This is a genomic window from Secundilactobacillus kimchicus JCM 15530 (assembly GCF_001433995.1).
GTDB classification, from domain to species: domain Bacteria; phylum Bacillota; class Bacilli; order Lactobacillales; family Lactobacillaceae; genus Secundilactobacillus; species Secundilactobacillus kimchicus.
The window spans coordinates 1-11613 of record NZ_AZCX01000012.1 but is presented as its reverse complement, the minus strand read 5'-3'; the positions used below and the strand labels follow the sequence as shown (position 1 = coordinate 11613).

General features: G+C 48.5%; 8 protein-coding genes. 5 read left to right on the top strand and 3 right to left on the bottom strand.

What is annotated here, in order from left to right:
• The first annotated feature begins 5 nt into the window (after positions 1–5).
• Both FC96_RS11145 and FC96_RS11140 read left to right on the top strand, forming a co-directional pair.
• Complete coding sequence (locus tag FC96_RS11145; protein WP_162253154.1) at positions 6–302, top strand: type II toxin-antitoxin system death-on-curing family toxin; 297 nt, start codon at positions 6–8, stop codon at positions 300–302.
• A gap of 297 nt (positions 303–599) precedes the next feature.
• On the top strand, positions 600–1913 hold the full coding sequence (locus tag FC96_RS11140; protein ID WP_156403225.1) for a DUF5776 domain-containing protein: 1314 nt from the start codon (positions 600–602) through the stop codon (positions 1911–1913).
• 87 nt (positions 1914–2000) lie between these two features.
• On the opposite strand, the gene recA is transcribed toward FC96_RS11140, so the two are convergent.
• Positions 2001–3050, bottom strand: a complete 1050-nt coding sequence (gene recA / locus FC96_RS11135) for a recombinase RecA (RefSeq protein ID WP_082593628.1) — start codon at positions 3048–3050, stop codon at positions 2001–2003.
• 468 nt (positions 3051–3518) lie between these two features.
• Positions 3519–3725 (bottom strand): hypothetical protein, encoded by a 207-nt coding sequence (locus tag FC96_RS11130; RefSeq protein ID WP_055679602.1) that lies wholly within the window; start codon positions 3723–3725, stop codon positions 3519–3521.
• Between the two features lie 249 nt (positions 3726–3974).
• On the opposite strand from FC96_RS11130, the gene FC96_RS11125 reads away from it, so the two are divergent.
• Complete coding sequence (locus FC96_RS11125; RefSeq protein WP_056943057.1) at positions 3975–5816, top strand: S53 family peptidase; 1842 nt, start codon at positions 3975–3977, stop codon at positions 5814–5816.
• Between the two features lie 106 nt (positions 5817–5922).
• Here FC96_RS11125 and FC96_RS11120 read toward each other — a convergent pair whose 3' ends face one another.
• Positions 5923–6663: an amino acid ABC transporter ATP-binding protein gene (locus FC96_RS11120; protein WP_056943056.1), complete on the bottom strand. Its 741-nt coding sequence runs from the start codon at positions 6661–6663 to the stop codon at positions 5923–5925.
• Positions 6664–6896: 233 nt separating this feature from the next.
• Between FC96_RS11120 and FC96_RS11115 the strand changes: the two genes are divergently transcribed.
• Together FC96_RS11115 and FC96_RS11110 are read left to right on the top strand one after the other, a co-directional pair.
• Positions 6897–8351, top strand: a complete 1455-nt coding sequence (locus FC96_RS11115) for an ABC transporter substrate-binding protein/permease (RefSeq protein ID WP_156403224.1) — start codon at positions 6897–6899, stop codon at positions 8349–8351.
• Between the two features lie 252 nt (positions 8352–8603).
• Positions 8604–10610 carry a cation:proton antiporter gene (locus FC96_RS11110; RefSeq protein ID WP_056943055.1) on the top strand — a complete coding sequence of 669 codons (2007 nt, stop codon included), beginning with the start codon at positions 8604–8606 and terminating at the stop codon, positions 10608–10610.
• Positions 10611–11613 lie beyond the last annotated feature (1003 nt).

Here is an 11613-nt window from a genome sequence, read left to right as displayed (position 1 = left end):
GCGTTTTGGCTGATTCACTGGGCGGAAACTTTTTTGTTGGTCGCGAAGCCTATCCGACGATATGGTTAAAAGCGGCTTATATTTTTCAAAAAATTACCAAAAAGCACGTCTTTTTCGACGACAATAAGCGAACGTCTTGGGTCTCCGTCATGATTTTTCTGAAGCTTAACGGTTACAACGTCAATCTCAAGGCAGGGTTGATTGTCGATTTTGTCCTTGAAATTACGGTAGCACCAGATTCGGAAGAAGAAATGGTTAAGATTGCTAGTTTCTTGGAAGCCAATTCAGAACGGATCCAGTGATTGGATGCGGTTAAAAAGTGTGAGGTCTTATGACTTCGCACTTTTTAGTTAAAACAAACACTTTTGTTAAACTGAGTCATTAATCGGATCTAGAAACTTGATACTAACAACCCACTATAAGTAGCGATCATTCCCCTATATCTAGCGGTTTTAGCACTGACTATATAATGCTAGTGTCCATTTTTTAACGTTTTAATCAAAAGAAGGACACTATCGAAATATAGGATTTTAAAACAACATGCCATATACTAATCGTAGATTGAGACAGGCTCAATCGTGAGATCATAGGGGGTATATATGATGACAGGGAAGATCGTAAAGGTGGCAACACTCAAACAAAAATTAGCTAAAGAAAGCAAGCGTTGGTTGGCTGTGGGAGTGGCTTCAGCAGCGCTTGGTTTGGTGGTGATGAGTCAATCCAACGTGGCGTCGGCAGCTGATGACCCATCGGCTGAGACGACGCAACCAGCAGCACAGACTCAAGATGTCACAATCAACCAAAAGACGTCAACTAACGTGGTGGACCAAAACGGCAACCAGTTAGCGAGTCAAAGCTCACCGTCGCGGTTTGACTTGACGGTGATGGATTCGGGGTTAATCACCGCCGTGCGGGACAGTGACGTTAAGGGTCAGATCACCGATAAGGTGCCAGCGGGTAGCAAGCTGGATTCTGTGACCTTGACACTGACAAATACTGGGAAAAATGCCAGTACCGTGGTTGTCTCATATGACGAAAATACGGGGATTGGCAACGTTGTCGCAACGTCTAATGGCCAAACAGTGGATTTACAAAAACAAGCGGCAACATTAGGCACTCGTGAGGAACAAGCCCAGGCTAAAGCGGACGCAACGGCTCAGGCAGCCGCCTATATTCGAAACTATGTGACAAATTCGGGGGACACCTACACCACGTCAATTACTAACAAGATGGATCCCAAGAAGGTGAACTTGGTCAATCAATTTATCACGGACCTCGCTGACGTTCATGTCACCTATAAAGTGACGGTGCCAACGCCGGCACCAACGACGGCCACAACACCAACCACACCAGCGACAACGCCGATCCCAGAACAACCCCACACGGTGCCAACCGTAACGGGTCAAACGGGCGTGACGGTCACTGAACAAGGGGTTGCCGCTAAGGGCCAAGCGGTGTACGCTGTCCGCGGCCTTTATATGTACAACTCCAGAACGTTCGCTAAATCGGCGCGCAAGACATACTACGCGAAGCAGACGCGAGTTAACCGGCCAATGTTTGTTGTGACGGGTTATGCGCGGTCTAAAACTGGTGCGCTACGGTACATTGTTCGCGACGTCAACCACACCAAGAAGACGGACGGCTGGAAGGGTTACATTACCGCTAACCGGACGTTTGTGGTCCCAGTCTATTACCGGTCATTACCGAAGTCACGGGTGATTACGGTCATCAACAAGACGGGGGTTAAAGCTTACAAGAACGTTAACTTGACGGGCGCTACGAAGCATTACCGCAAGGGTGCCCACCTCAAGGTCGCTAAGATTGTGACACATCATTTGACGACGCGTTACGTCCTGAGCAACGGGACCTACATCACGGCCAACAAGAAATTAATTATTGCGGGACGTTACTAGTTCATCGCAAGACACCAAAAAAGCTCGATTCCGGCGACCCCGGGATCGAGCTTTATTTAGGTGAAACTTTGAAATGTCATGCGTGGCTTATTCACCGAGGTCTAAGTCCGTGCTCTCTGGCGCGTCCGTTTCCTCATCTGGTGTCTCGGTCGGCATAATCTTTTCGCGAATTTTGGCTTCGATTTCATCAGCCAATTCAGGGTGAGACTCCAAGTAACGCGCGGTGTTGTTAGCTCCTTGACCGAGTCGCTCATCATTATAGGAGTACCAAGAACCGGACTTCTTAACGATGTCGATGTCATCTCGGATGGCCAAGTTGAGCATGTCGCCGTACTTGTCGATCCCGTGACCGTAACTCATGACGGTACTGATCTTCTTGAACGGCGGCGCAACCTTGTTCTTCACGATCTTAATGTGGGTTTCGTTCCCGATGACCTTGTCGCCTTCCTTGATCTGGGTGCTACGACGCACTTCGATCCGGATACTAGCGTAGAACTTCAGGGCCCGACCACCAGGGGTAGTTTCGGGGTTGCCGAACATCACACCGATCTTTTCACGTAATTGGTTAATGAAAATGATGGTCACTTGGTTTTGGTGCACCCGGCCAGCGAGCTTCCGCAAGGCTTGTGACATTAACCGGGCTTGTAACCCCACGTGGGAGTCGCCCATTTCGCCTTCGATTTCGGCCTTTGGAACTAATGCGGCCACGGAATCGACGACGATGAGGTCAACGGCGGATGACCCAACCAGGGCGTCCGCAATTTCCATCCCAACTTCACCAGTATCAGGTTGGGATAGCAGGAGTGAGTCGATATCAACGCCTAAGTTCCGCGCGTAGACGGGATCCATCGCGTTTTCGGCATCGATATAAGCGACGGTACCGCCCTTTTTCTGCACTTCTGCGGCAGCTTGCAAGGCGATGGTCGTTTTCCCGGAACTTTCAGGTCCGTAGATTTCGATAATCCGGCCCTTTGGTAAGCCACCTACCCCAAGCGCGTCGTCAAGGGATAAGATCCCGGTTGAAGTGACCTCAACATGTTGGTTGGGCTTTTCGCCCATACTCATGATGGCCCCGGTCCCGAACTTCTTGGTAATGTCTTTCATGGCCTTTTCTAAGGCTTTTTGTTTGTCGGTCATTTTGCTATCTAAATTATCTGCTTTTGCAGCCACGTGGCGTCCTCCTCATACTCTCAAATGTGCCAAACGTCTGTTCGAGTTATAGTATATCACATAATAGTTGAAAAGTGAAAATGGAAATGAATTTTAAATGATGCCGGCCATTTCGTCATGCCAGTTGAACCTCCCCGCGGATTTTTTAATTGCCAATAGGGTTATATACGCACAAAATCACGGAAAGATTCAATTGATTCAGTAAAGAAGAGAGACTTTAGTTGTGACCTGGCGTCATAAGTGTTAATGTGGTCTTGTGAAAAAGGACCCCGTAACTCGTCAAAGTCATGAAAACCCCTGCCGATTGGTAGGGGTTTTTGTGTGCAAAAAAGCTTCGGCATCCATGACGATAATGGCACTTTTGGGGTGCTGAAAGTCGGTCATTGCGAGTCATCTAAGCGCTCCAGCCCCCTTGGGAGTAAAGGCTTCAAAGCGTCAACTTTGGTCATGTCGCCCTGGTAATCGTGATTTTTGCCACGCGAGTGAGGCGAAGATATTGGCGCTTTTCACTGGCAAATAAACGAGTGTGCCATCGCCTTGTTCGGTGACCTGAAAGACATCACCAACGTGACTTGATATTGTCGCCGGAATAGGTAACACGCATTTATTGCCGACTTTTCTAACTTTGGTGGTTTCTGGCATCGGACGTCCCTCCGTGAGGTCAGTATAGTCGATATCTCGTCAAATACAAACCCATTATCCTCGGCCAGAACCATCGCCACGGGCCTCACCAACCCCGACCGTTCAAATTCCCGAGACGTTCCAATTGACCCGACGTTGGCATTATGACAAAATAACGCCATAAAGCTGATGCAGCAGTGTTTTACTGGCCATTTTGGTTAGCAAATTTGGGGGCTGATGGGTCACGAGGAATTGGGGAGGGGTATTATAATGAACAAAACGCTAGCGACACTGACGCTAGTTGGCGCGGGCCTGCTTTTTGGCGGCGCTTCAACGACTGTGGCGGCCCATGCCGCCGCTAAGACGTCGATCAACGTGGTGTTGAAACCGACAAATGACGGCGGCTTTACGGACTACGTGTACCAGACGGTCACACCGGGGACGGCGCATTACCACCAGTATCTGACACCGAGTGGGGTGGCCAGCCAGTTCGGCCAGTCGACCAGTACAGTCAAGCAGTTCCAAAAGTATTTTAAGCGCTACAAGTTAACCACCAAGGTGTTCCCGGGGAACCTCGTGTTGCGAGTGACTGGGACGCGGGCTAACCTCGTGAAGGCGTTTAAGGCGAAGCTGACCAAGACCAAGGTGAACACGCACACGACGACGAAGCTACCAGCCACACTATCGAAAAAAACGGTGGCCGTGATTGGGTTGTACGCTAAGAAGACCGACGCCAAGGCTAAGAAAGCCAAGCACGCGGTTTATCCGAAATTCAACGATAAGCCAAATCTTAAGCTGAATTCGACCGATTTTGCGAACAAATACGGGGCAGCGAAGTTTGCGAAGCAATACCACTTGGACCAGTTGACTAAAAACGGCCAAACCGGTCAGGGTCAGCGGATTGGCATTATTACCCTGGCCGCCGATATGAATGTCAAGGACGCTCAGACGTACTGGCGGATGGTTGGGGCACCGGCAAGCGCGAACCGGATTACGAAGTACTACACGGATGACCAAAAAGCGGCCGTGGCGGATTACAACCAGTCGATGGGCTTCAATGACGGACAGGTCGAAGCGTCACTAGACGTGGAGCAAGCTGGTGAAACGGCGCCGGGCGCGAAGATTGACGTTTACACGGCCATTTCGGAAAACGAGACGGAAAAGATGGACCAACTGTACTACAACGCCTTTGCGAACGCCATCAGCGCTAATCGCGATAAGCAGTTGAGTACCAGCTTTAGCTCGGATATGGAAGATGCCAAGTTGTTTAGTAGCGGTGCTAGCGAGACCGTGCAGCAACTTAATCAGGCCTTCAACATTATCTTCCGGCAGGCGGCTGCTCAGGGAATCTCGGTCTTTGCAGCCAGTGGCGACACCGGCATCTGGGGCGAACCAGCCAGCTATGAGAATCACCCGTTCTCAACGTCACCATATATTACCGTAGTTGGGGGCACAACATTGCCATACCAGTACAATATCCGGGGGAAGGATGTCAACCAACCGAACGAAACGGCGTGGGGTGATATGATTTCGATGGGGACAAAAGATATTGCCGGTGGTCATTTTGCGGCTGGTGGTGGTGGGTTCTCTGAACTGAACACAACACCACCTTATCAACTGGGCGTACCGGGTGTGAACACGTTCCGCGCGATTTCGCTTCTGAAATATCAGAAGGGCAAGTACGTGGTCCAAAAGAACCCGAAGGTCATTACGGGAACGAAGACGGGGCGAAACCTGCCGGACGTCTCAGGGAACGCTGATAAGACGACTGGCTACGCCGTGTATGCCAGTGGTGTGCAAGTGATGCCGGTTGGTAATCAGGTTTTGACCCATCCAATTAAGTTCTGGCAAGTTAGCGGTGGTACGAGCTTTACGACACCGCAAATGGCGGGCGCCAACGCCGTCATGAACAGTGGACTCAGTCAACCAGTTGGGTTCTGGAACCCGCAGATTTACAAGTTTGCGCAACAACCGAACTCGCCGTTTACCGTATTGGATAGTGTCGATAGTACGAACCTTTACTACACCGGCCAACCCGGTAAGTTGTACAATCAGGCAAGTGGTCTTGGAACCATTAATTTCGATAAGTTAATGACGCTGTTTAAGCAGTAACGACCCGGCATTAAAGTAAAAAATTGGGTCAATAGAATAGATGAAGAACAAGCCCCACCCCAGTTGAAGTCGAACTGGGGTGGGGCTTGTTTGTCCTCCAAGTGTGTTAGTGGGTAATGATTTTCCCCAAGAACTGGCGGGCTCGTTCGTTTGAGGGCTGGCCATTAAAGAAGTGTTCCTTACTATCATCTTCCAAGACTTGCCCGTCCGCCATGAAGATGACCCGGTTGGCAACTTCTCGTGCGAAGCCCATCTCGTGGGTCACGACCAGTAACGTCATGTCGGAATCCTTGGCGATGGTCTTCATGACGTTTAACACGTCGTCGATCATTTCGGGATCTAGCGCGCTGGTGGGCTCGTCAAAGAGGAGCGCTTTGGGTTGGAGCGCCAGTGACCGCGCGATGGCGATGCGTTGTTGTTGACCACCTGACAATTGCGATGGCATCTTAGTGGCTTGATTCACCAAGTCCACTTGATCGAGCAGGTCCATTGCGATTTTTTTATTTTCGGCTTCCGGTCGGTGGAGGACCATCCGCGGCGCCAACATGACGTTTTCTAGAATGGTTTTATTAGCATAGAGGTTAAAGTGTTGAAAGACCATGCCGACGTTTTTACGAATCCGGTTCATATCGGTTTTGCTGTCGGCCAAGTCCTGCCCGTTGACGATTAACTGGCCCTGCTGGATGCTTTCGAGGCCGTTAACGGTGCGCAGCAGGGTTGATTTTCCCGAACCGGATGGGCCGATTAACACCACCGTTTCGCCGCTTTCAATGGTGAGGTTAATTTGGCGTAGCGCATGATAATCGCCATAGTATTTTTCGACGTTATGAAATTCAATCATCGACATGGGGGTTCCTCCGTTCTGTGAGGCTTTTCTTAGGCAGATACAGAATAATTACAAGGTTTTTGAATGAATATTATGGAACGACCTAAATATACTAACTATTTTTTAATCTGTCAATAGACGGGAACTTTCGGTATATTTACTGTTAAACACCATTAAATTAAGAAAATTAGGCACTTTTATTTTTTGACACGGCGTGCTATAGTGTGAGAAAAATGCAAAAAGGTGTGAAAACAATGAGAAAAATTATGGTTAAACTATCACTCGCGTTTGTTTTTTTGCTCTCCTTCATCTTGCTTTTTTCAAACCAGGCTAAAGCGGCTGACCATTATACGATTGGCACCGGGCCGACCTTTATGCCATTTCAGATTCAGGATAATAAAGGGGGCTATACCGGTAAGCACCCCGGACTAGAAATTGAACTTTTTAAGGCGATCGCAAAAAAGGAACACTTTACCTATACTTTTAGGCCAATGGAACTAACGGCCAACATCACGGCGCTTGAGGGGAACCAGACGGATGGCATTTTGGCGGCTTTGATGGTGACGCCTGAACGTCAGGCAAAGATCGACTTCTCCAATTCGTACCTAGACGTGGGGTTAACCTTGGTGGCCCCGACGAACAGCAAGATTAAGAGTTGGTCGGATCTGAAAGGCAAAACGGTCGCAGTTAAGGCGGGGTCTACCTCTGAGGCGTACGCGGAAAGTGTGCAAAAGAAGTACGGGTTTAACCTACGCCGGTTTAAGGATAGTAATACGCAATTTAACGATGTACTGGTCGGTAACACGGTGGCGGCAGTGGATTCGACCGCCACGGTTGAGTCGGCCATCAAAAACAAAATGAAGTTGCACATGGTGGGCAAAGCGTACAACAAGAATCCCGTGGCGTTTGGGGTTAAGAAAGGCACCCACGCAAAGTTGTTGCGGCAATTTAATGCCGGGCTCAAGGCCATCAAGGCGGATGGCACCTACGATCGAATTATGACCACCTACCTTGGTAAAAATAGTACGGTCACGGATGGGCCGAAAGTTGATCGGTCATTTCTAGGCTTGTTACGTCAAAACGCGGACTCGTTTATCAGCGGGATCACCATGACCGTGGAAATCACGGTCCTCTCCATCATTTTCGCCACCATTATTGGGGTGTTTCTGGGTATTCTGGGCGTTTTCCCGAACAAGGCGTTGCAAGCCATCGCGACGACCTATGCCTTTGTTTTCAAAAGCATTCCCGTTATGGTGCTAGCCTTTTTCGTTTACATCGGGATTCCCAACCTGACTGGTGAAAAGATTCCGCTGTTTATCGCAGGGGTCGTGACCATTACGCTGGAAAACAGTGCCTATACCGCGTCCTTTGTCCGTGGTGGGATTGATGCCGTACCGAAGGGCCAGATGGAAGCGGCACGAGCCTGCGGGATTTCGTACTTTGGAGCCATGCGGCAAATTGTGTTACCACAAGCCATTCGCATCATGGTGCCATCCTTTATCAACCAGTTCATCATTGCCCTCAAGGGAACGTCGGTCCTGTCAGCCATCGGGATTGCCGAGCTGACCCAAGAGGGAACCATCATCATCGCGAAGAACATGGAAGGGTTCAAGGTGTGGTTCTTGATTGCGTTGATGTACCTAATTCTTATTGGATTTTTGACCTACTTGTCCAATGCGGTGAAGAGACACTACAAGCTGGCCAGCTAGGCCGAGTTACGGCGAATCGTCAATTGGTCGAGTTTAAACCTTTTAATATAGAAAAAAGATGACTAAAATAAATGAGAAAGGATCTGCTTCAGACCGTTTCGCGTCCGGAGCGGATACCTTTTTGTAAGCCAATCGTGGCGGCCTAATTTCGGGGCCGCTTTTTGCTTGGTGTGAGATGAGCACAAATTACCGCTATTTTTTGCAGGGTAGCGTAAAATGAGGGTTGAAAAAAAGTTGAGGAGGCCGAACCTTTTGGAACAGGTATTATTACTTGGCATTATCATCGCAGCCGTGGTGGTTGCTAACATTATTGCGCGGCACGTTCCCGTTATTCCGTTGCCGTTTTTCTTAATTGCGCTTGGCTTGCTGTTGGCTGGGTTACCGATGTACCGGTCATTTGAGCTGAATCCAAGCACGTTTGCTCTGGCTATTATTGCACCGCTTTTGTTTAACGAGGCGCAGAACAGCTCAAGGGACTGGATTGGCCGGTCGATTTCTAATATTTTGTCGCTGGCGGTGGGATTGGTCCTAATGACTGTCATCATCGTCGGGACGGGGCTCCATTTTTTGTTTGCCCTCTTACCATTGACGTTAAGCTTCGCGTTACTGGCGATTGTTTCGCCGACGGATGCGTCAGCGGTTAATTCAATCTTCGAGGCGAATCCCATCGCTGAAGAGCAGGCGGGCACGCTGAAAAACGAATCTCTGTTCAACGACGCCGCTGGAATCGTTATCTTCGATATGGCGATGACGGCGTACATTTCTGGCCAATTTTCGATGGGGACCGCCCTAGTGGTCTTCCTGTGGGAGTTTTTAGGGGGCTTGTTATTCGGAGGCATTGTTGGAACCATTGTTGTTAGCGTGCGGTTAGCGCTGATTCGTTACAACGACGATACGCCGTTAATCATGGTACTGATTCAACTGTTATCACCATTTCTAGTCTATTTGTTGGCCGAGGAACTCGAATTATCTGGGATTTTAGCCGTTGTTGCGGCTGGGCTCGTCCAGGGGTCAGAACGTGACAAGTTGCAGCTGACGAGTTCGCGAATGCAGTTGGTGACTAGCAACGTCTGGGAGATTGCCTCCGGCACACTCAGTGGGGTCGTGTTTGTTTTACTCGGCCTGTCACTGCCTGAAGTGACCCGTGCCTTACACTTGTCCGATGAATCAAACGTCACGGTGTTGACACTCATCGTTGTTGGTATTGGAATTTACCTCGCTAAGGGTGCACTCCGTTGGGTTTGGTCGCGTTATATGATTAAGCGTCAGACAAAATCGGAGCATGCCTGGCGGGATAGCTTAATTATGGCCCTGAGTGGCGCAAATGGGACGATTACGCTATCGTTGGCCTTTTCAATGCCGGATCGTGTGAATGGTCAGCCGTTTGCGCTACGTGGCATGTTGATCTTCTTAGCGGCCGTTGTTATTTTAACGAGTCTGATTGCGCCCACCATCTTTGTGCCCCTATTATTGCCGTCGCAAGAAACGGGGCAACCGCGGTATCGGTGGGTCAGACGGATGATTCAAGCCGCCATTCATGACCTTAGTCAAGAAACGGCGCATAAAGCGGAGGCCCAGGTGGTGATTGAATCGCTTCAGCAGCAGCTGATTCTGGATGCTACCCCGAATATGAGAATCCGGCGGGAGCTGATCGGGCAGAGCCATAAAATTGAACTGGCAGCCGTTTCTAAGATGCGCGATGACGGTCAAATTACGGATGATGAGTTCAAATACTATGGTCGGTTTCTGCAGTTTACTAATTTCACAGCTGACGAAAAAATTTGGAAGAATGTGGTGCTCAAAATTCGCTTCACCTTCCATATGGGGGCCCAGTATCGGAATTTAGGGCGGGCTCAACAGGCGTTTTTGACGGCGCCGATTGCGATGGAAGAAGTTTATTGGCGCGAACAGTTTGAAGAACATGGTGAGGATATCCTCCCAATCGAGCAGGCGGGGTTTGATGCTGTGATGGCCTTTTTAAATGAACAGCAGGGCAATGCCGTTGAAACGAACATGGTAAAACGCTACTACCGGACGCGGCACCGGCGAATCCATGCCGAAGACGTGAACTCCGATTACGTTTATCAGATGTTTCTGCGAGCGTTTCATGCCGAGTATGATCTGATTCAAAGCGCTGTGGAAGACGGTCGGTTGGAAAAGCCGATTGCAGAAAAGTTACAACGTCGAATTTCAACGGATGAAATGACGTATTTGGAGAATACGGATGCGTATAGCGGACAGCACGGCATCTGGCGGTAATAATACGTTTGTGACGCTTTGTCACGAATATTACGAACACGTTGCATTTTGGTAACGGTTTACACTATAATGTAAATCGACAACAGTTCGACAAAGCGCTCGTTTCTGCCGTTCTCCCAGTTTTTTCATTCCCCTATGATTGTTGTGTTGCACGGACATTTGAGCTAAGAACGTCCTACTGATTGGCAGACACATTGATAGCGTTAGGGTTCTTACCGCCCGAAAGCGCCGCAAATGTGGTTACTCCCCTGAGTCCCCGATTATGGGGGCTTTTTTAGTGCCAAAGTTTGAGAAGTTTTAGGAATTTTATAATCTGGTCAATTTTAAGAACAGATTGCAGGTAATACTAATTGAAATTAGGTAGGGGGCTTGCTATATTTAAGGGGACTTGATAGTGAGGTCTTCGGCTCACACCCTTGTTTTGTAGTCAGGGACTCATTCCCCATGATTCCTATATTTGTGAGTCGTAAATTAGCTGGAAGGTCATCATAGAATGTTTCACCTACTTAGATTGATTTACCGTTTTTAGCGGCAGATCAATCTTTATTTTTCGGCTTGATTTCAGAATAATTTAGGCCTCTGATTTACGATAACTAGGGTTTTAAAAGGGTTTAAAAAACCTATCAGCTATTTAACAAAGTTAATTAATAGCATATTCGAATCAAGTGCGTTATGATGAAAATGACTCAGTGGCGGACCGTCTATGGTGCAGGTTTTGACGTATATTTCAATTACGTTAAAACATGTCAAGGATGAGACATTTTGGTGTTTCTGCTTGATTTTATTTGTGAGCCTGCGTTATAATTCGGTCGTAAGTTGAATGGGGTGTGCATGAGTTATTTTGGGTGCCAGTTCAGAACCATTTTGTAATTTCCTAGTGGATTTTACTTAACATTCAGAGTAATTTCAGGTATACTGTTTCTGCTTGATGAGTTACATACAAATATGTTTGGAGGAATTTTTCATGCAATCTAGCTTAAAGAAATCACTTTATCTGGGTCTT